The organism is Sphingobacterium sp. G1-14 (genome assembly GCF_002196555.1).
GTDB lineage: Bacteria > Bacteroidota > Bacteroidia > Sphingobacteriales > Sphingobacteriaceae > Sphingobacterium > Sphingobacterium siyangense.
The window spans coordinates 3887942-3911208 of the sequence record NZ_CP021381.1; the positions used below are offsets into that span (position 1 = coordinate 3887942).

The 23267-nt window shown below is 39.3% G+C and carries 13 protein-coding genes and 1 riboswitch; of the genes, 9 read left to right on the forward strand and 4 right to left on the reverse strand.

Going from position 1 to position 23267, the window contains the following annotated elements:
- Positions 1-19: 19 nt before the first annotated feature.
- Entirely contained in the window at positions 20-757 is a 738-nt protein-coding gene (locus tag CBM24_RS16800) for an SIMPL domain-containing protein (RefSeq protein ID WP_088162030.1), read from the reverse strand.
- 94 nt (positions 758-851) lie between these two features.
- On the opposite strand from CBM24_RS16800, the gene CBM24_RS16805 reads away from it, so the two are divergent.
- Complete coding sequence (locus CBM24_RS16805) at positions 852-3671, forward strand: prolyl oligopeptidase family serine peptidase (protein WP_088162031.1); 2820 nt, start codon at positions 852-854, stop codon at positions 3669-3671.
- 174 nt (positions 3672-3845) lie between these two features.
- A complete protein-coding gene (locus CBM24_RS16810) occupies positions 3846-6035 on the forward strand; it encodes a glutamine synthetase III (RefSeq protein WP_088162032.1) in 2190 nt (729 codons plus the stop codon).
- A gap of 106 nt (positions 6036-6141) precedes the next feature.
- On the opposite strand, the gene CBM24_RS16815 is transcribed toward CBM24_RS16810, so the two are convergent.
- Entirely contained in the window at positions 6142-8592 is a 2451-nt protein-coding gene (locus tag CBM24_RS16815) for a TonB-dependent receptor (RefSeq protein WP_088162033.1), read from the reverse strand.
- Positions 8593-8935: 343 nt separating this feature from the next.
- On the opposite strand from CBM24_RS16815, the gene CBM24_RS16820 reads away from it, so the two are divergent.
- The 4 genes from CBM24_RS16820 (at position 8936) to CBM24_RS16835 (ending at position 15118) form a co-directional block, all read left to right on the forward strand.
- Positions 8936-10963, forward strand: coding sequence for an FUSC family protein (locus tag CBM24_RS16820; protein WP_088162034.1), 2028 nt, complete (start codon positions 8936-8938; stop codon positions 10961-10963).
- 181 nt (positions 10964-11144) lie between these two features.
- Positions 11145-11257, forward strand: a riboswitch (SAM riboswitch).
- 255 nt (positions 11258-11512) lie between these two features.
- Entirely contained in the window at positions 11513-12823 is a 1311-nt protein-coding gene (locus CBM24_RS16825) for an O-acetylhomoserine aminocarboxypropyltransferase/cysteine synthase family protein (RefSeq protein WP_088162035.1), read from the forward strand.
- Between the two features lie 32 nt (positions 12824-12855).
- Positions 12856-13899: a homoserine O-acetyltransferase family protein gene (metX, locus tag CBM24_RS16830; protein ID WP_088162036.1), complete on the forward strand. Its 1044-nt coding sequence runs from the start codon at positions 12856-12858 to the stop codon at positions 13897-13899.
- A 37-nt stretch (positions 13900-13936) separates the two neighbouring features.
- Positions 13937-15118, forward strand: a complete 1182-nt coding sequence (locus CBM24_RS16835; RefSeq protein WP_088162037.1) for a homoserine dehydrogenase — start codon at positions 13937-13939, stop codon at positions 15116-15118.
- 65 nt (positions 15119-15183) lie between these two features.
- Here CBM24_RS16835 and CBM24_RS16840 read toward each other — a convergent pair whose 3' ends face one another.
- Complete coding sequence (locus CBM24_RS16840) at positions 15184-17514, reverse strand: GH92 family glycosyl hydrolase (protein WP_088162038.1); 2331 nt, start codon at positions 17512-17514, stop codon at positions 15184-15186.
- 354 nt (positions 17515-17868) lie between these two features.
- Here CBM24_RS16840 and CBM24_RS16845 point away from each other — a divergent pair, with 354 nt between their 5' ends.
- Positions 17869-19200 (forward strand): hypothetical protein, encoded by a 1332-nt coding sequence (locus CBM24_RS16845; RefSeq protein ID WP_198385929.1) that lies wholly within the window; start codon positions 17869-17871, stop codon positions 19198-19200.
- A 68-nt stretch (positions 19201-19268) separates the two neighbouring features.
- Here the strand turns inward: CBM24_RS16845 and CBM24_RS16850 are convergent, their stop codons facing one another.
- On the reverse strand, positions 19269-20006 hold the full coding sequence (locus CBM24_RS16850) for a GntR family transcriptional regulator (protein ID WP_232475551.1): 738 nt from the start codon (positions 20004-20006) through the stop codon (positions 19269-19271).
- 90 nt (positions 20007-20096) lie between these two features.
- Here CBM24_RS16850 and CBM24_RS16855 point away from each other — a divergent pair, with 90 nt between their 5' ends.
- Both CBM24_RS16855 and CBM24_RS16860 read left to right on the forward strand, forming a co-directional pair.
- Positions 20097-21434 carry a sugar porter family MFS transporter gene (locus tag CBM24_RS16855; protein ID WP_088162039.1) on the forward strand — a complete coding sequence of 446 codons (1338 nt, stop codon included), beginning with the start codon at positions 20097-20099 and terminating at the stop codon, positions 21432-21434.
- A 54-nt stretch (positions 21435-21488) separates the two neighbouring features.
- Positions 21489-23243, forward strand: a complete 1755-nt coding sequence (locus tag CBM24_RS16860) for a class I mannose-6-phosphate isomerase (RefSeq protein ID WP_088162040.1) — start codon at positions 21489-21491, stop codon at positions 23241-23243.
- The last annotated feature ends 24 nt before the right edge of the window (positions 23244-23267 follow it).

Sequence of the window (23267 nt, forward strand, 5' to 3'; positions counted from 1 at the left end):
TCAGTCGAATAATTTTTCATTAGTTACTCAAAAAACTTGCTTTAACCGTGATATTAGCTGTTTTTTTTCTTGAGGTTGTATTAAATGCACCGCCAGAAGAGTACTCTTCGTTGTCGTTTTGTCCTGTTATCTGAAAAATTCCGAGATCGGCCTTTACCAGATTACCTAATCCGGCATTCGATTCCTTTGCAATATTTTCTGCACGTTGATGTGCATTTTTTGAAGCCTGTGAAATAAGTTCTAATTTCAGATCCTCTAGCTTGGAGTAATAATAATTGGGGGTGCTGGAGCTAAGTTCTATCCCTTTGGAAATTAATGTCGATATTTCTCGTGACGCATTGTCCACTTTATTTAAGTCTTTGGATTCGACACTTACGGCCTGCGATAATGTATAACCGGAAAAAGTATTATAACCATTCCCCTTTCCATCTGTATGATATTCGAAATCTTTGGCAATATTAACGGCCTCGAAACGGATTTCGTCGGCTTTAACCCCTTGTTGCACTAAAAAATCCCGCACCAAATCACGATCTGTGGCCAGTTGTGCTGAAGCAGCACTCAATTCATAATTCTTTCGGCTAAAAGTAGCACTCCATTTGACTAGATCAGATTCGAAATCTTTTTTGGCATTACCATTAACAGTGATTGTCTGCGTCGATTTAAACTTATAACGATAAGCTGTACCCAATATCCAGGTGCCAAGCAAGAGCACAGCGCCCATTATAATCGAAATAATAACAGCGGATGATGATTTCATAACCAGTTTTTTATGTTTACGTAACAATGAATATACCAAAAAATCGATGTTTATTTATTTTTTATGAATAAATTGCGACAAAAAGGTTTAAAATATGAATAAGAAAAGTATCTGTATTCCATTTTGTTTTCTGGCAGCATTCGCTGCCCATGCACAAAAGAAACCATTGGATCATACGGTATATGATAGTTGGCAAAGCGTATCATCGCCCTATATCAGTAAATCGGGAAAATTTGTCCTGTTCCAGGTCGTTCCACAAGAAGGCGATAATAAGCTTTTTCTAAAAACCAAAGAAAACAAAGAACTCATTCAAATTCCCCGTGGATATAATGGAAAACTGACAGATACCGAAAACCATCTGCTAAGTTTGGTCAAAGCGCCATTTGCCGTAACCCGAGAAGCCAAAATCAAAAAGAAGAAAGCCGAAGAACTCCCAAAAGATTCATTGGCGATCTACAATTTAACAACTTCATCCCTTGTCAAATTTGCGCAGGTAAAATCCTACAAAATTGCCGATCAAAACAACAATTTCGTCTCTTTTCTTTTCGACAAGGAAATAAATGAGAAATCTGAAACAAAAGCGGTTAATGATGCCACATCAGCAAAGAAAAGCAGCGATAAAAAGAAAAAAACGGTTGCAACGCTTGCTTTATATGATTTAAATTCCGGTGATTCGGTACAATTTTCATCCGTAGATCAATACGAATGGAATAAAAACGGATCAAAAATTGTTTTTTCAAAAAAAACGGATTCGAAAGATAGCCTGTCAAAAGAATCTGGAGTCTACCTCTACGAAATAGCAACTAAAAAGCTTAAAAAAATATCAAATGGAAAAGGCAATTATAAAAATTTCAAATTTGATGAATCAGGCAATCAGCTCGCTTATCTAGGGGATCTCTCCAATGAAAAGGCATTGCTGAAAAATTATAATTTATATTACTATTCAAATGGTATAGATACAGCCCAATATCTTGCAACAAAAACCAGCAATGGTATACCTAAAAACTGGGCTGTTAGCGGGGATGGGGATATCCGTTTCAGCAAAAATGGAGAGAAGTTATTTTTCGGCATAGCACCAATACCGCGTGTTAAAGACACCACTTTGGTTGATTTTGAGCATGCTAAAGTAGACGTTTGGAACTGGCAAGACGATTATTTACAACCCATGCAGTTGGTAAATTTAAAGAAAGACCTTGCAAGAAACTTCTTAGCGGTCACTTACCCCAAATACAACCGTAACATTATCCCCCTGACGGATCAAACATTCAACTCCACCGCACTTACACCGGACGGAAATGAAGAGTATATCTTAGCGCGTACTGATTTTGGCAAGCGCATCGCAAGCCAATGGGAAGGTAGAACAAGAGATGACATCTATCTGGTTTCGACAAAAACAGGAAATAAAGAGTTAATCCTTTCAGACTTTTCGGGAAATGCAATCTTAAGTCCTGACGCAAAATACATCGTATATTTCGACCAAGATAAAGGAACCTGGAATTCCTATCAGGTTAGTTCAAAGAAAAAGACAGTTCTAAACGACGGTATACCTGCGTCCTTTGCGGACGAAGAAAATGATATGCCTACCTCAGCACAAGGATACGGCATGGCAGCATGGAGCCCAGACTTTAAAGGGATTTACGTCAATTCGAGATATGATATCTGGTATTTTAACTTGGACGGTTCCAGCAAATCCATCTTGACGAACGGCTATGGAGCTGCATCACAGACAACTTTCCGCTACTTGCCTTTAAAAAGAGAAGAGGATCGCGAACAAGCCACTACACTTGACTATAAAAAGGGTGGTTTTCTAACGTCTTTTGACAATAAAACCAAAGAGTCTGGTTTCTACCAGTTCAAGGGACAGCATAGCGATCCTAAAAGTCTTTTGGTAGAGGCAAAAGCGTTCAAGAATATCAGCTCTTCTGCAGATCAACAAACGATCCTGTACAGTAAAGAGGATTATATGAATTCACCGAATATCTATACCAATACCATCAAGTTCAAAGACGAATTACAGCTATCCAATATTAACCCCCAACAGGCTAATTACAATTGGGGTACAGCAGAACTTGTTCATTGGACAACGCCTGAAGGAAATCAGGCTGAGGGAATTCTTTATAAACCAGAAAATTTTGATCCTGCAAAAAAATATCCCATTATAGCTTATTTCTATGAAAAGCTTTCCGATGGATTATATACATATCAACCTCCTGCTCCTACGCCATCACGTTTGAACATCCCCTATTTTGTAAGTAACGAATACCTTGTATTTGCACCAAATATAAGCTACAAAACAGGTCACCCTGGTCAATCAGCTGAAGAATACATCAATTCGGGGATGAAATACCTCGCTCAGAATGCATGGGTTGATAGTACGAAGATGGGAATACAGGGTCAAAGTTGGGGCGGCTATCAAGTTGCTCACCTCATTACACGGACCAATATGTATGCTGCAGCTTGGACTGGTGCTCCTGTTGTCAACATGACATCTGCCTATGGCGGAATACGCTGGCAGACCGGTATGTCGCGTCAATTCCAATACGAACATACACAGAGCCGCATCGGAAAAACGCTATGGGAAGCTCCGGAACTGTACATCGAAAATTCACCTTTATTCCATTTAGATAAAGTTAAAACTCCTGTTGTCATTATGGCCAATGACAATGACGGGGCCGTGCCATGGTATCAAGGCATTGAAATGTTTACTGCATTGCGCCGATTAAACAAACCCGTATGGATGCTGAATTATAATGGTGATGAGCATAACCTCATACTCCGACAAAACCGCAAGGATATACAAATTCGCGAGCAGCAATTCTTCGATCATTTCCTAAAAGGTGCCCCCGCCCCTGCCTGGATGAAGAAAGGAGTACCTGCCACCGAAAAAGGAATAGACTGGGGATTTGAATTATAACACAAAACAATAAAAAAGGTGTGATTTATATAAATCACACCTTTTTTATTAGCTAAAAACCATAATTTTTGAATTATTTCACAAAAAACATCAAAAAAATTTCAGTTTTCAATAAAAACACAATATTTTTGAAAAACAAAATCAACAAAACTGTAATTTAACTACAAAATACAAATGTCGAACCTAAGATTCAAAGCAGTAGAAGCAGCAGGCTCACGCCAAATTGCTTCATTTGAAAAAGTTGAAACTAAAAAAGCAACTGACATCTACGGAAAGAATGTTTTTTCCGTAAACAAAATGAAAGACTACCTTCCTAAAAATTCATACAAGGAGTTAGTTGCATCCATTGAAGAGGGACAGATTATTTCAAGAGATTTGGCGGAACACATTTCACAGGCCATGAAAACTTGGGCACTTAACCACGGCGTTTCTCACTACACACACTGGTTTCAACCGCTAACAGGTTCGACTGCTGAAAAACATGATGCTTTTTTTGAGCCAGACGAAAACGGTGAAGCAATTGAAAAATTTACAGCTGACGCATTAGTTCAACAAGAGCCCGATGCATCTTCTTTCCCAAATGGTGGTATCCGTAACACCTTCGAAGCTAGAGGTTATACAGCTTGGGATCCATCTTCTCCTGCCTTCATTTACGAAACAGGCGCTGGTAAAACATTATGTATTCCAACAGTTTTTGTTTCCTATACTGGTGAATCATTAGACTATAAAGCTCCTTTATTGAAAGCGATCAACGCAGTAGATAAAGCTGCAACAGATGTTGCTCAATATTTTGATAAATCGGTCACTAAAGTAAACGCTTCTCTTGGTATCGAACAAGAGTATTTCTTGGTTGACCTTTCCTTATATAATGCTCGCCCAGATCTTCAGTTAACTGGCCGTACGTTATTTGGCCATATGTCGGCAAAAGGCCAACAATTGGAAGACCACTATTTTGGTGCGATTCCAGAGCGTGTATTAGCTTACATGGTGGATTTGGAAAATGAAGCTTTAAAATTAGGTATTCCTTTAAAGACTCGTCACAACGAAGTTGCACCTTCTCAATTTGAATGTGCTCCAATGTACGAAGAAATCAACTTGGCTATCGATCACAACCAATTGTTGATGAATGTCATGGAACAAGTTGCTTTAAGACACAACTTCAAAGTATTGTTGCATGAAAAACCATACTCCGGTGTCAACGGATCTGGTAAACACAACAACTGGTCTTTAATCACAAATACCGGTGTAAATTTATTATCTCCTGGAAAAACGCCTAAAAACAATTTGATGTTCTTGACTTTCTTTGTCAACACCATTAAAGCTGTTTATGAATATGCTGATTTGATGCGCGCTTCTATCGCTAGTGCAAGCAACGATCACCGCCTAGGTGCAAATGAGGCTCCACCAGCAATTATTTCAATTTTCTTAGGCTCTCAATTGGATGAGCTTTTGGAAGAAGTTGAATCTGCTCGTGTTGCTAAAAAAGTAAAAGCAGAGGCAAACTTATGGCATGGTATCCCTAAAGTTCCTGAGTTAAAATTGGACAATACAGACCGGAACCGTACCTCACCATTTGCTTTTACTGGTAACAAGTTTGAATTCCGTGCTGTTGGTTCTTCTGCAAACTCTGCTTTACCGATGACTGTGTTGAATGCAATCGTTGCAGCACAATTGATCGAGTTCAAAACGGAAGTAGATAAACAAATCAAAAAAGGCATTAAAAAGGATCTTGCGATCTTAAATGTTGTCCGCAAATACATCAAAGATTCAAAAGCAATCCGTTTCGAAGGCAATGGATATAGCGAAGAGTGGGAAAAAGAAGCTGAGGCACGTGGTCTTTCTAACATCAAATCTACGCCTAAAGCATTAGATGTTTATGTAAAAGAAGAATCTTTAGCCCTGTTTGAATCACTAGGTATTTATACTAAACGTGAATCAGAAGCTCGCCACGAAATCTTGCTTGAAAACTTCTATAAAAAATTACAAATTGAGGCGCGTGTCATCGAAGAGATGGTTAACAACCAAATTGCTCCTGCATGTTTCATTTATCAAAACGAATTGATTGAAAATGTCAAAGGATTGAAAGACCTTGGTCTAGCGCAGGCGGCGTTCAGCTCTCAATTGAACTTTGTAGAACGTATTTCAACACACGTAAATACCATTCTGGAGCAAGCTGAAGCAATGCGTCAGGAACGTAAAAAAGCAAACCAAATTGATGACGTACGTGAAAGATCAATCGCTTACGATGAATCGGTTAAACCATATTTCGATGTGATCCGTTATCATGTCAACAAATTGGAGAAAATTGTTGATGACAAAAAATGGCCTCTTCCAAAATTGAGAGAGATCTTATTTTTAAGTTAAGATAACTTCCCTAAAACAAAAAGAGCCTGCGATATCGCAGGCTCTTTTTGTTTTAGGGAAACCTTCGCTATCTCTCGCTCCTTCTCTCCCCATACAACAGTAGCTCCTATTTTTTTAATCGATTATCTTCATCATTATTACCAGCCTTCTTATTGACTGACTTAATATTCATATTACCAAAACGATAAGAAACTGACAATCGGATAACCCGACTATCATATCCATTTCGTATACGATAGTATCCATTTTCCTGATAACTCGACAATCTGCGCTGACCTCTTGTATTCAACACATCATTTACAGCCAACTTCACATTCAATTTTTTGTCGAGAAATGTTTTTCCAGCCCCTAGATCGATACCATAGTAAGACTGAAAACTAAATACCCCATAAACTGCTGGCGAAAAATAATTGGCTGTCAGCTCCAGATTTGTTGTTTCCCCAATTCGAATATCATGATTGGAACTTACCTGGAAAGATAACTTTTCCAATTGGCGTTGCGCTCCGGAGTGCTCATCAAAACTAAACTTATTATAAAAAGCGCTGGCATTGTTAGAAATACTCCACCATTTAAAAAGCTTAACTGGTATATTGACATTCATGTTGTAATAATCAAAATAAGCCAGGTTTCGGTCTGTCTGTGCAATAGCTTTGGTCTCCGAATTGCTTTCTATGACCTGGGTGATGGCATCGTTGGTCCTCTTGTAGCCCAAACTCAATAAATAGCGATCTTTAAAAGTATAATTTACTTCATACGAATTAGTATATTGTGGATTTAAATAAGGGTTGCCATACTGATACGTGTATTGATCCAAATAATACACAAAGGGATTCAATGACCCATAATCAGGGCGGTCAATACGCCTGCTATAACTCGCACCAAGCTTGTGATTATCATTAATCTGTTGCTGTACAAATATTGATGGGAAAAAATCGGTATAGGTCCGTTTTGTTTGTTGCCCTAGCGTAACTGAATTTCCCAGGGAGCTCGTATTTTCAACACGCAGTCCAGTTTGTACCGAAAACTTTCCGAACGATTTATTTAGGCTGAAATAAGCTGCAGCTATATTTTCATTATACAAAAACTGATTACTTTGACCATTATTTGGCACAAACTCGCCTTGCTGATCCTGATCTTCATACAACAAATTATTATCTGTTTTTACGCGGCTATATTTTAGGCCCGCCTCAAGTTTCGTCGTTTTATTAAAAGGATGCGCAAAATCGGTTTTAAAAACTAATATTTTTGTCTTAGAAAGCATATCATTCCGGAAAATATTCGGTGATTTAAATTCCGCCCAATTTGCGTCCAAAAAACGGTTTCCAACAGTGCTATTGTCATTATTTTTCGAATATGAATAATCCCCATTAATGGTCAATTCAGTCCCTAAGGTATCAAATGTCTTTTTATAGTTAAGATTATAAGTGAGGTAATGGTATTTAAAATCTGACAAATTGCTTCCTAATACAATCGAATCAAGCTTTCCTTTTTGAGAGGCGATCAGATTGCTTCCCTCGCGTGTTGAATGGCCATTACTTACGTTACCGTTAACCACAAATCCAATAACCTCCTCTTTCCCCAGGTTAAAATCTGCCGCAAATTTGAAATTATGGCCTCGATAACGGAATTTCGAATAAGAATCCGAATTAAAAAAAGTCGTCCCGGTTTTGGTATCTACAGCCCTATCGATATCTAAATCATTAAATCCTAAGGCATTTGCGTAGTTATAAGAAGAAAATAAGTTTACCCAATTGTTACGATGGTTTATTAGAAAGCCACCATCCGCCTTTGTATATTTACCTTGCCCTAAATTGAGGTTTAAACTAACATTACTTCCAAATTGCGTATTCTTCTTTGTCTTAATATTAATGATTCCTGCATTCCCTGCGGCATCATATTTTGCGGGTGGATTGGTCAGTACTTCGATCGACGCTATTGCATTGGAAGCCGTATTTTCCAATAATCGCGATATTTCATCAGCAGAAAGATAAGTAGGCTTACCATCAATCATGATAATCACATTACTTTTTCCACGTAGATTGATCTTTTTGTTGTCTAAAGTTACTCCTGGAACCTTTTGCAGGAGCTCCAATGCGTTATTCCCTGTTGCCAAAATACTGTTTTCGACATTGAGGACAACTTTATCGAGATGACTTTCAATCAATGGCTTCTTACCGATCACCTGTGCCTCACTCAACACTTTACTTTCCATTTGTAAACGAATCGTATCCAGCACCTTGAGATCTCCCGTACTTACAACCATTTCAGCAGAACGATAAATAGCATACCCTACCGTGGACACCTGTAGGCTATACTTGCCCTCGGGAATCGCAGATAACACAATTTCTCCATTTTCGTTGGATAAAGTTCCTTTTAACAAGATATCATTGGGCTTCCGAAATAGTGAAATATTTGCAGCCACAATAGGCTGGTTGTCTTGTCCAACAACGACTGTACGTAATCTTCCGCCGTCAGACTGTGCTGAAACGGGTCCGGCAATAGAAAACAGGAATAAAATAAGAGAAAATAAGAGCAATTTAATTTTTTGTGGTTTCATAATGTAATTTCTTTAGGCTATCGATTAGATAGTCAACTTCATAATAATGACAACAAACCTCGTGTATTCATTACACGTTGACTAGTAGAAATAGATAGATCGTCCGATTCACTCGGTAGACAACCAAATAACATCGGTAAACCATATCCCTCACTGATCGATGCTAAAGCCGATACAATCATCCCAGCTAATCTTGAATCTCCAAAAAGCACAGCGCAAGAAAAGCACATCGAATCAAAATAAAAATTCAAAAAATAAACAAAAATCAAAACAAATAAATTGTATACAAAAAATATTAAGCATAATATTTGTATTTTTACACAGAAAATTAGTAAACTGATTAATGAGCACTGTATCATTGAAGAAAAGATTCTACCGTATTTATATCCTTATGATACGATTTATGCATGGCGAGCATTCTGGAGACGCATTACGTAATGTTTCCATCAGCATCTTGCCAAGTTTAGCGATCTACTTATTGGGAGCGCAAGCGAGCACGGCAATTGGAATCGGTGTCGGATCGTTATTAACAACACTCACAGATCCTCCTGGAAACAGAAAGGATAAACTTTCTTCTGCTCTCGTATGTATTCCCACCTTTTTCGTTGCATCATTGTTTACAGCGATTGTATTTCCGTATCATTGGCCCTTGGTTATATTGCTAGCGGCGGCCGGTTTTATATGTACGTTATACGGTATTTTTGGAGCTCGTTATGCTGCAATTGGAAACATGACATTGATTCTCATGAGTTTTGTGATCGGAATGGCCCCGCAACACCCCCTTGCAGTTAGTTTACAGATTACAACAGGATCCATTATATATTACTTTTTTAGCCTTTTACAGGCCTATATACAACCTTATCGCTCGCTAAAACATGCGATGGCCAATGGTTTTCATGGATTATCCCAATTTCTATTGATACGATCCCAGTCTTACGATCCCGATATTCCTTTGAATATAACGTACAGTCGCGTAGGCAAAATTCATGGCCAGATCAGCGAACAGCAGGAACAAATCAGGTCCCTTCTTTTTCGAGAAAAAAAAATCATAAGCCAACAGTGGCATAAAAGCAATTATTGGCTCAGTCAAGTTTATGGGTTAATTGACCTCCATGAGTTAATTATTGCACTTGATCACGACTATGATGCGATTCGCAAAAACCTTGCAGACACGGGCAGCCTCCCTTTAATCCGTCAAACAATCAAATTATTAGCTTTAGAAATTGATAGCTTTTCACAACCTAACAAGAGGTTTCGGTATGCACATCAATTATATCACAATAACTTTAAAATTAATGCCCTCTTACAGGATTTAAAAGAAATTCAAGAAGAGCAGGCCGGTCAAGCAAAAAGTATATTATATTCGATCATAAGCAACATCGAAGCAATTATTGAAGTGCTCAACCGAATTCAGGTGGCTTTTTATCAAAATCAGGAAATCCAGGATAAGATTGACAGCAGTGAGTACCAACAATTTATCAATCGACCTTTGCGCAATCTTGCTGATCTAAAAAGTAAACTCCATCTGAATAACCCGCTTTTTCGATTTGCCGTTCGGATGGCTCTTCTTTTTGGAACAGGCGCATTGATCGGTATTTTATTTTTAGATTTTAAATATACCTATTGGATCTTACTGACGATCGCTATTGTTGCCAGACCAGCATTTTCAATGACAAAAAAGCGTAATATAGAGCGTATTGTAGGCACATTCTCGGGTATAATCGTTGGCATATTCTGCTTAATTGCTATTCATTTTCTCCCGGCTCTTCTTACCATAGCTGCATTAGGTCTTTTCGGATTCTTTTTATTCAATCGATCTAATTATATGGTCAGTGTCATCTTTATTACCTTGGGAATTGTGATTGCACTCAATTTGTTTGAAGGCAATATCAATCTCATTTTAGGCAGCCGAATGCTTTTTACACTTATTGGAGCATTCTTGGCTATAGCAGGTTATTTCTTGATCCCTGTACGCCAGAGCACAGGCATGGTTCAGCTGGCAAAAGAGGTATCTCTTTACAACGAACATTATTTCCAGATCATCAATAACCGTCTGTCGGACGAGAGACAAAGTTCGTTTGATATACGGCTGGCTCGCAAAAAAGCGCAGACTGCCATGGCCCTGTTTTCAGACGCTATCAATCAAATGAAAAAAGAACCCGAACACAAATGGATGGATTGGTCACATATACACCATTTTCAGGCACTCTCTTATCAGGTCAACTCCCATTTGGTGGGTCTTTCGCTATCGTTAAGCAAAAAGACGAATCGCCACCTGACGTATGATATCCATAGTAGAATTGATGCACTTAAACCTCTTTTAACAGATTTAAATCAAATTGCAGAACGGATCAACTTAAAGAAATCATAATACCCGATTGGCAGTTACTTATCAAGTTTCATCGAACAATATGCGATCCGATCCGTATGTTATTCAAAATTCCTTTAACTAAAAAACAGCTTTTCTTTTGCTTTAATAAAAAAAGAGTTTATATTTGTATCGTCTTCGAAAGAAGATTTCTAATCAACACCTCCCTTAATCAGTAGGTCTTGATTTATAAAGAAGTGGCGAGAGACTGGCTCAATGACCCACTGGCAACCTTCAATTTGTTTGAAAAGGTGCCAATTCCTGTCCAAAACAATATCGTTTTGGAGCATATAAATAACATAAGACAATGATTATTAAACTACTGAAGTCCATTAAAAATTCAGGTTCAACACAAGTGAGCCGCACGATAAGCGAAAGTGTAAGCCATCATACAACTGTATTGATGCGAATGCGTATGCATATGCACTTCCACGCTTGTTAAGAATCATTTCCTTTTTCTTGGATAAAGATTTAACAGACCCTTCAAGGAGGTGTGTATGCTTCTCTTTTTACTTAGCAATTTCTTTTTGAACCCTTAAAATCTGATATATTATGTCTTCAAACAAAAATTTAAAATTCGAAACTCTTCAGGTTCACGCTGGCCAAGTCGCTGACCCTACTACGGGATCTAGAGCAGTTCCTATATATCAAACAACATCTTTTGTATTTGAAAATGCCGAACACGGCGCAAACTTATTTGCATTAAAGCAGTTCGGCAATATTTATACACGGATTATGAATCCTACCACGGATGTTTTCGAACAACGTATTGCGGCACTGGAAGGTGGAGTCGCGGCTGTTGCTGTCGCATCTGGCCAGGCGGCACAGTTTATTGCATTAAATAATATCTTGGAAAGTGGTGACAATTTTGTTGCCGGATCCAACTTATACGGCGGTACATTCAACCAGTTTAAAGTTTCTTTTAAACGTCTGGGCATCGAAGCTCGATTTGCAACGGACGCCGAGGCAGATAAAATTGAAGCCCTCATTGATGATAAAACAAAGGCCATCTATGTTGAAACAATTGGAAACCCAAGTTTCAATATTCCAGACTTTGAGAAAATTGCTGCAGTAGCAAAAAAATATGACTTACCGTTAATCGTCGATAATACTTTTGGAGCTGGGGGATATTTATTTAAACCTTTGGAGTATGGTGCGAATGTGGTGGTTGAATCGGCTACTAAATGGATCGGTGGACATGGTACAAGCATAGGTGGTGTCATCGTCGACGGCGGAAACTACAATTGGGGCAATGGAAAATACCCTCAATTTTCCGAACCATCTGAAGGCTATCATGGCTTAGTTTTTTCCGAAGTTTTCGGTGAAGGCGGACCGTTTGGAAATATTCAATTTGCCATTCGGGCACGTGTGGAAGGGCTTCGGGATTTCGGACCAGCACTCTCCCCTTTCAATTCATTCTTATTACTACAAGGACTTGAAACCCTGTCTTTGCGGGTGCAACGCCATGTAGACAACACTTTAGAGATAGCTAAATGGCTTGAGGCGCATCCACAGGTAGAAAAAGTAAACTATCCGGGCTTAAAAAGCTCTCCGAGCTTCGCTAACGCACAAAAATACCTTAAAAATGGCTATGGTGCAGTGCTTTCTTTCCAACTCAAAGGTGACGCAGCACAAAAGGCCAATAGCTTTATCGACAGCTTAGAATTGATCAGTCACCTGGCCAATGTTGGCGATACGAAGTCATTGATTATCCATCCAGCAGCGACTACTCACCAACAATTGAGTGATGAAGATCAAGCCAATGCTGGAGTATTCAAAGGTTTATTACGTCTTTCTGTAGGAATAGAACATATTGATGACATCAAAGCTGATTTACAACAAGCTTTTGATAAAATTAAATAATCAGATTTTTTCGGCTTAAACTTAAACGTAAAATGAGTAAGCATATTTATCTGCACCCGGAGCCTTTTGTATTTGAAAATGGAAGAGAGCTTACTGATTTACAAATCAGTTATGAAACATTTGGCAAACCCAACGCTGATCGCAGTAATGTGATCTGGGTTTGCCATGCACTAACGGCCAATGCAGATGTACTGGATTGGTGGTCAGGTCTTTTTGGAACAGGTGAATTATTTGATTCAAACGATTATTATATTATCTGCGCCAATGTCATAGGATCAGCATATAATAGCAGTAATCCGCTATCTGTAAACCCAGCTACTGGACAGCCTTACTACCTATCTTTTCCTGAATTTACAGTAAGAGATTTGATCAAAGCACATCAATTTCTTGCAGACCACCTGGATATCAAACAAATAGAGCTCCTTATTGGGGGCTCATTGGGCGGTCAACAAGCATTGGAATGGGCCGTATCACGCAGTATAGCCATCAACCATCTAATCGTCGTTGGAACAAATGCCGTCCATTCACCATGGGGTATTGCATTCAATGAAAGTCAACGTCTTGCCATTACTACTGATCGAACCTTTTATGCGAATCATCCCGATGGCGGAGCTAAGGGTTTAAAAGTTGCACGCGCTATGGCACTGTTGTCTTACCGCAACTATACAACGTATGCCAACACACAAAAGGAGGATGATAACGAAAAACTCGATCATTATAAAGCATCCTCCTATCAAAACTATCAGGGTGAAAAATTGGTAAAACGCTATAATGCGTACAGCTATTACTTCCTAACCAAAGCAATGGACAGCCATAATTTAGGTCGTGGGAGACGATCTATCGAATCCGCTTTAGCGAGCATCGACTGTCCAACTTTAGTGCTGAGCGTCAATACAGATTTGTTGTTTCCTCCACAAGAGCAACAATTCATCGCTCAACATATTCCGAATGCCCACTATCAGGAGATCGAATCTACTTATGGCCACGATGGGTTTTTGATCGAAACAAAAAAACTCACGAAAATCATCAGCAGCTTTCTGCGGAAACAAAAAGAATACATCAACGAATTAGTATAAGAGAATAAATAATATATAAGAGAATTTAAGAAGAGATATGAGTAATAAATTAACAATAGGGATGTTTGGGTTTGGTGTAGTAGGCCAAGGTCTTTACGATATCATCAAAACCAAAAATCTTAATCTGGAAATCAAAAAATTTGTCATTAAAAACGGAGATAAAAAGCGCTCGCTACCAGCAGATCTATTTTCTACCGATGCCGAAACAATTTTAGGTGACCCAGAAATTAATACTGTTGTCGAACTAATAGATGATGCCGAAGCAGCCTATCAACTAACTGTTCGTGCCTTGAAATCGGGAAAAAATGTGGTATCTGCCAATAAAAAAATGATTGCCAGCCATTTGGAAGAGCTGGTTGATATTCAACATGAATACGGCACCAGTTTATTGTACGAAGGTGCCGTTTGCGGAAGTATTCCCATTATACGGAATTTAGAAGAGTACTATGACAATGAATTACTTCATTCTGTCAGCGGTATTTTTAATGGATCTTCCAACTATATTTTATCTAAAGTTTTCAATGAAAACCAGCAATATACAGATGCTTTAAAGAAAGCGCAAGAACTTGGTTTTGCAGAGACAGATCCTACCCTTGATGTAGGTGGATTTGACCCAAAATTTAAAGTATGTATTGTTGCTTCCCATGCGTACGGGATCTATGTCAAACCAGACGATGTCTTTAATATTGGTATTGACAAATTGGGACAGCAAGATATTCGTTTTGCTAAAGAAAAGAACCTCAAGATCAAATTGATACCAACAGCAAAAGAAATCGACGGCAACAAAGTTGTACTTTATGTATTACCACGCCTAGTAGGCAAAGACAGCATGCTCTATAATGTAGAAAATGAGAACAATGGTGTATTGGTAAAAGCGGCCTTTGCAGACGAACAATTTTTCTATGGTAAAGGAGCCGGTGGCCACCCTACGGGTTCTGCTGTACTATCGGATATCGCTGCCCTGCGCTATGGATACCGTTATGAATATAAAAAACATTTAGAATCCAGCACATTAAATTATAGCCAAGATTATTTAATTAAGGTTTATTTGAGATACACCGATGATACGCTGATTGAAAAGTTAAATTTCAGTGAAATCACAGAACGATATTACGCACCAGATTTCAAATATGTCATAGGACATATTAATCTTCAACAAATCGCAGCTCACAAAGCCGATTTGGATCAAGAGGGCAATTTTATTGCTGAAATCGCGTAGGCAATCAACAAACCAACCTACCTTGAAAATAGCCCCGAATGGGGCTATTTTTTTATTGCTTAAATTTAGTTGCCTTTCAACTTGACATCTAAAATCCCACCTTCTACCAGGCGTTCAAAAGGAAGCTGCCAACCTTTCCACAGGCGGTTATTCAACCGAACCTGATCAACAATATAACTATTGGGTTGCTCCTTCTTCACCTGAATGATAAATTTATTTTTTCTTAATTTCTCCGGTAATTGTATCGTTACCCGATCGAAAAGTGGCGAGCCAATCTGAAGCGCGGGCTTCTCGGTGGTGAGACTTCGCACATCGAATAGACCGATACTCGACAAGACATACCATGCTCCAAGCTGTCCTTGGTCTTCGTCTTGTCCGTAGCCATAGCCATGTATTGCATCATTACCATAAAACTCATTGCAAATTGCCCGTACCCATTTCTGACTTAAATCAGGTCTACCAGAAAAATAGAACAGCCAGGAGATATGCAGGTTCGGTTGATTACCATGATTATAAAGACTTTCAATCCCTGCGAAAGCGTCAATTTGTGTACCGCCTCCAAACACATTCTTCTGCGACACCGTAAAAATACTATCCAACCGTTGATTAAACAGGTCCTTTCCAACCAGTTTAACCAATTCCTGTGGGACATGCGGAACATAGAAGGTATACTGCCAAGCATTTCCCTCCTGAAATCCACGCCATGGTTCATACGGGTTAAAGTTTGAAATAAATCGTCCAGTACTATCCTTTGGTCGCATAAACTTCGTCGTGGTATCGTACAGATTGCGCCATCCATCGGATAATTCCTGAAATTTAATGTAGTCTTTTTGATGCCCCAATGATTTTGCAAATTGTGCGGCGGCAGCAGCAGAAAAAGCATATTCCAAGGTATGCGAAGCACCAAAAGGAGATCCATTGGTCATTAATTCGGGACTACCATTATCATCTTTTATATAGGGTGAATAGCCCTTGCGAACGAAAACTCCTACATCTAATTTTCCTGCCCCAGGCAGGCGGTCCTTCGCTTCCAATTCATTTTTACGCACCGCAGCATAGGCAAGATTCAGATCATAGTCACGAATACCCACATTATACGCCGATGCAATTGCCAAACCTGTGAAATTAGTTCCCACACCGGAAACGTATTTACTGTTGGCAATACCGTCTCCTAACCAACCTGCATCGCGATAAACCAACAATTGACTCTGAATCCAGTCGTTGTAATAGTCCGGATAAGCAATGGACCACAACTGTGTCAAATTCCAAAATGCACCCCAGATCGCATCGGTATTATAATGATGATGAATAGGTTGCCCTTGTTTATTTAAGGTAATCTGCCCTACCGAGCCATCATTTTTGGGATATGCACCATTGACGTCGCTTGCAAGCCCACGACCAAGTAAAGCATGATACAATCCAGTATAAAATTTAATGCGGTCGTCCACTTTGCCCCCTTCCACCAAAATTCTTCCCAGTTCACTATTCCAGGTTTGCAAGGCATTTTTCTTTGCCGCATCAAACGACATATCTTTTGCTTCTTTAAGCAAATTCAGCTGCGCATTTTCCACAGATGTATAAGACAAACCGGTCTTGACTTCGATAGATTCCCCTACCTGGGTATCAAATTTCAGGAACAAGCCAGCCCCTTTTCCCTTTATACGACTATGTTGATCGAAAGTCGTGGAATCTCTAAATGTCCCAAAAGATTTAGGCTGTTTGTTTATCTCCGCGAAGAAAAACATCTTAACTTGAGCACCCTGCTGATATTTTTGTACGTATACAGGGTTGGTAACCACATATCCCCAGACGTGCTGTTTGTCATAATTCACTTCAGCATCAACGACCGGACCACTTTCCCCCATAACATGGCCAATATCGAAAATAAGGTTGGCTTCTTCAGTTTTTGGAAAAGTATACCGATGAAAACCGACGCGCTTGGTCGCAGTGAGCTCCGCAAGTATATTATAATCTTTTAACTTGACGCGGTAATAGCCAGAAGTAGCAAACTCATCTTTCTTATCGAAAGCAGAACGATAGCCGCTTTGTGGACGATCAAGGTGACCAGGGGTTGTCTTCAATTTTCCAACGGATGGTGCAAATACCACTCCACCTACCTGGAATTCGTGAAAATTAGCGAATCCTTCTATTGACCCATGCCTATCATCGTACCCCACAGCTTCCCAGCCTGACTTGTTCCCATAGCTTCCATTTGTGCTCGGAGCGAGCTTAGCCATTCCAAAAGGCACTGCTGCTGGTGTATAAAAGAAATACCGGCTATGGACGGATCCGATATTAGGTTTTACAAAAACGGTCAAATCTGTTTTCTGCTGTGCAAAAACAGCTGCCGTACTAACAAATAAACTACAAAAATAATAAATGATACGCTTTACCATTGTTCTCAATTAGGTTCTACAGCAAACTTACAAAAAAATAGAGTATGTATAAACATGAACTCCATTTTCTTACTCAATTTAACTACGAAAAAAGAGGGCCCACAACACCTAAATTTGTAAAATTTTAAATACTAATCAAATAAAGCGTTATCAAAGCTTAAATACTGACATTTTTCCATAACTTTGATTGTACATACATACTAAAATATAACCAGTAAATAAATTCAAAAAAAATACACATCAGACGGCTGATCTTCGATCAAAACCCTGAAGTAGATGAAAATTAACCCTGAAATAGATACAAATTATTGACAGATACACTTGTCAAGCCTAATTAATTACAATAAAACCACAATGAAAAAAAACACCCCATTTTTTAGTCTAATACTTCTGTTACTGGGAACCCAACTATCAGCACAACAAACAAAACCCGACGGTATAACTCAACTTAAGTTGGCAAAAAGCATTCTAGCGGATCAAAACTTAAAATATGTCGACAGTCTTGCCCGCGAGGTCATCAAAGAAGGTTTCAATGCTGGAAGTGGCTACTCACAGATTTGGGCCAGGGATCTCAATACATTTATTGAAACCGCCTTGGAAGAGCGGTCCCAAGCGGACATTAGGGGGGCCATTTTAGTATTCTTTCAGATGCAACAGCCCAATGGTGAAATGGTAGACGGCTATGTCCTTAAGAAGGATTTTACCTGGCACGATGACACACCTTATTATTCAGAAAATGCGCCCGGCCATGTTGGATTTAAAAATACAGTAGAAACAGACCAGGAAACGTCACTCATCCAACTGCTCGGTAAATATATCCGGAACACAAAGGATTACAGTATCCTGGAGGAGAATATTGGTGGAATTTCCGTCAAAGATCGAATCCAACTCATGTTGGATTATTTGAAAAGAGAACGGTTCAACCACAAGTATCAATTGCTTTGGGGTGCGATGACCGCAGATTGGGGAGATGTACAACCCAACGATAGCTTTGGTTGTGACTGGAATGAGCTCTCCAATGAGGCGATCGATATTTATGATAATGCGATGTTTATTATTGCATTGCAGACATTGATTGATATTCAGCCCAACTCTCCGAAGGTGACAGAATGGAAGGGATTAAAAAAGAGTCTCGAAACAAACAGTAGACGTCATTTATGGGATAAAAAAAAACAAAAATTCATCCCTCATATCTACCCTAAGACATCTCCTATCCCAAAAGGATTTGATGAAAATACGATTCATTATCATGGGGGCACCGCCATCGCGATAGAAGCCGGGTTACTTTCCCTTTCAGAAATAAAAACAGTTAATACGCAAATGCTGGAAAACGTGCGGTTATCTGGCATGCCGAGTATTGGATTGACCTTATACCCGACCTATCCGGTTGGATTTTTCATCGGAGGAATGGCTCAGCCTTACCAATACCAAAATGGTGGTGATTGGACTTGGTTCGGCGGACGGATGATCCAGCAACTCGTTTCAAACGGTTTTTATCAAGAAGCCTATGCAGAACTTCAACCGATGATCGATCGGGTTGTGAAAAACAAAGGATTTTACGAATGGTATGGTCAAAATAACGTCCCTAGCGGATCAGGAAAATTCAAAGGTTCAGCAGGAGTGCTCAGTAAAGCAATAGCGCTCTTAGAAAACTGGGCAGAAACTACCGTAGAAAAGAATCATTAAAAGAAAAGAATAAATAAATGAGCTATTCACACATCCTATTATCCATTCAAAAAGGATGTGTGAATCACTTAATAATCTCTTCTGCTTTCAACAGTATAGGTAAAACTTTCCGCACGGTAGAACCCTAAATTATATTCAATTGGCTTTCCAGATTGGTCAAATACAAACCGCTTGCGGGACAAAATAGGATCACCGATATTAATCTCCAATTTATCCGCTATAAATTTATTTGCAGCCATTGCATCCAGTTCTTCCTGAGAAAGATCTGCAACGACATGATAATCGGCTTCTAAGATTTCATATAGAGGCCGCTTAAAATCTTCATCGCCGTTTAAACCTATACGTGGATGGAAATAAGAGATAAAATAAACAAATGGGTCATCTTTCTTTCCTCTCAGACGTTCTAGTTTTAACAGCTTCTGATCCTCATCTACATTAAAAAACTTCGAAACAGCTTTATCCGGAACAACCCAGCTGACGTGAAGTTCAAAATTCTTCACCTCAATCCCACGATTTTTCATCTCTTGTGAGAAACTCAACCAATTTTTGGATTTTGAACTGAATTTAGAACTAGCCACCTTCGTTCCTATCCCCTTCTTTCTAATTAGCAGCTCCTCATATACCAGTTTATTGATCGCTAAACGCAAAGTAGAACGGGAAATTGCCAATCTTTTTGCTAATTCAATTTCATTGGGTAATAATTTCCCCTCTATATATTCAGGCTGCTTAATTAATTCGCGTAACAAATTCTCAGCTTGTATATGCAGCGGAACAGGACTTTTATGATCTATTTTTAAATTCATCATTTGGATTGCTTGTGCTAAAATAAGATTTTTTGCATAATTAAAAAAATAGACATATGTTTGTATGTATATACATACTAATATAAACCGCAGATGTCAAAGAGATTTATCATCATTTTATGTATCGTTTCACTTGGAGGACTCCTTTTCGGTTTCGATATGGCTGTAATTGCCGGTGCTTTGCCGTTGGTGAAGCAATTTTTCGGGCTATCTCCTGCTCAAGAGGGCGTTTTTGTCAGTTCAGCTTTGCTAGGCTGTATTGTTGGTGTATTTTTCACAGGACCATTAACAGATAAATACGGCCGAAAACCAGCCTTTGTTACTGCGGCCCTGCTTTTTTTATTCTCAGCAATTGGCTGTGGATTCAGTCCTTCTTACAGCATATTGATTGCGAGTAGAAGCATTGGGGGCCTGGGTGTTGGGATAGCCTCAATTGTTGTGCCCTTATATCTCGCGGAAATATCGCCAAGCAAATTTAGAGGAAGATCAGTCACCTGTTACCAGCTCGCTATTACATTCGGTATCTTATTTGCCTATATCAGCAATTACCTGATTCTTGAATATACCTCCGCCCAGCAAAATGAACTGTGGCGAACTATGTTTTTAGTTGGCGCAATACCGGCTTTATTGTTATGCATTGGAGTTTACTTTATTCCTGAAAGTCCGCGTTGGCTTTCTAAAAATGGACGAGACACTGAAGTTGCAGCGATCAGTGCCACATTAGGACTATCGGATATGCAAGAGGTCAGCCATGTTTCCTCGAAAGGAAATCTACGTGATCTGTTCTCTCCTATTTATCGCAAGGCCTTTCTATTGGGCTTATTCCTCCCTTTATTTTCACAGCTCAGTGGAATCAACGCAATTGTTTATTATGGTCCGAGCATATTGCTTGAATCAGGTATTTCATTAAACAATTCCTATCATGCCCAGTTATTCTTTGGAGCCGCCAATGTGCTATTTACTTTCTTCGCAATCTGGAAGGTTGATAATTGGGGCAGACGTCCCTTATATCTTTTGGGAACTGTGGGTGCTACCGTGAGTTTGCTGGTTACTGGTTATCTTTTTAATCAAGGTCAAGTCAATAATATCGCATTGATTATCGCGATACTTTCATTCTTATTTTTCTTTGCTTTTTCCATTGGCCCACTAAAATTTGTCGTCGCAGCCGAAATTTTCCCTAATGCCATCCGGGCTCGTGCCATGGGTATCAGTATTATGGTGATGTGGATTTCCGATGCGATCGTGGGGCAACTAACGCCTATTCTTCTCGCTTCCTGGGGCGCCCGCTATACGTTCTGGTTGTTTGCATTTTTCTGTGCCATCGCATTCCTTGTTGTACTTGGATTTCTTCCAGAAACGAAGGGCAAACCTTTGGAGGAGATCGAAAAATTCTGGATTGAAAAACACAACAAAAAATCAACAAACAAGTAAGCAAAAAGCTATTTACTTCAACATCATTCATTTGCAATAAAAAATTACATCAATATGTATTCTAATACTCAAACAAAACCTTTTCAGTACGAAATCGCACCGACGTTTCCAGTTCAAGGATCCTTATCAAATTCTTACCAAGATCTTGTTGCACATCTCATTACACATAATATACATAGCATTGATGGTTTTGTAGGTGTTAACTGGGACACAATCATCCCCAACCTGGAGCAAGAATTTGAAAAACAGGGCATAGCCACACGATTTATTGCGATGGATTCTGCCTTAAAATCGGAATCAGCCATCCAGGATATTGTCTCCCCCTACCTAGGCGGCAATGACCCATTGTTCGGAAAAAAGGCCAGGATTCAGCTCATTGAATACTTTGATACTAAAAAGCTAACGGATTTTCAAACAATACTAGCGAACTCCAATTCAAAACAAGGTGAATATACCATCTTCTATGGTCCTGGCGCATCATTAGTCGATACGTCTAGTCAACTGATGTTTATTGATCTGCCCAAAAATGTGCTTATTCAACGCATGCGGGCGGGCGAAGCTTTAAATTTAGGCTGTTCAACACAAACCAATCAAAAGGAAACCTATAAGCGTTATTATTTTGTCGACTGGGAAATATTGAACCGACATAAAAGATCCATCTTGTCCCGTGTCGAAATTCTTGCCGATCAACAATCATCACACAACTTACCATGGATTACAGGGAAAGATCTACACAATACTTTGCAAGCCATGTCCAAAAATTACTTCCGCGTACGACCAACTTTTGAACCCGGAGTATGGGGTGGACAATGGATGAAAGAGCACCTTACAGGCATCGATCAGGATGTCAAAAACTATGCGTGGTCCTTCGAAATGATTGTCCCAGAAAATGGTATTTTGCTCGAAGCAGATGGACATACTCTCGAAATTTCATTCGATCAATTGATGTTTCAAGAAAGTGCCAATGTACTCGGTCATGCACAGCAACGTTTCGATGTTGAATTCCCAATACGCTTCAATTTCCTGGACACCTTTGATGGCGGCAACCTATCCATCCAATGTCACCCCAGTCCAGCTTATGCAAAAGCAGAATTTGGAGAAAACTTCACACAGGACGAATCATATTATATCGTTGATAGAAAAGAAGACGCGCAAGTGTATCTGGGCTTTCAGCAAACAATTGATGCAGACAAATTTCGCTCAGCTTTAGAAGAGAGCTTCCATAGCGGAATAGCTATGGATATCGAGCAATACGTTCAAAAATTCGAATCCAAGAAACACCAGTTATATTTGATTCCACATGGTACCGTACATTCTTCCGGCGTGAACAATCTCGTACTCGAAATCAGTGCAACACCTTATAATTATACCTTTAAAATGTACGACTGGGTGCGTCCCGATTTAGATGGGAAACCACGTCCATTAAATATCGATAGAGCATTCGCTAACCTCAATTTTAGCCGGAAAGGTGATGTCGTAAAAAACACACTGCTATCTCAGCCCAGTGAAAAAGTCCTTGATGCGCAAACAACAAGAATACATTTGCCAACGCATGAAGATCATTTCTACGATGTTTTTAGATACGAATTCGATCAGAATGTTTCGATTGAAACGCAGGGACAGTGTCATATCATGATGCTTGTCGAGGGCGAGGCAATTGAGCTGACGACAGCAAATGGCATGAAAAGGGTCTTCCATTATGCCGAGACTTTTGCCGTTCCTGCTGCTGCTGGGTCCTATACATTGCGTAATTTAGGAAACGGTAAGGCCAAGGTTATCCAATCTTTTGTCAAAGAATCCAAATGTTAATCAAACCATTTATTATAAACAAAC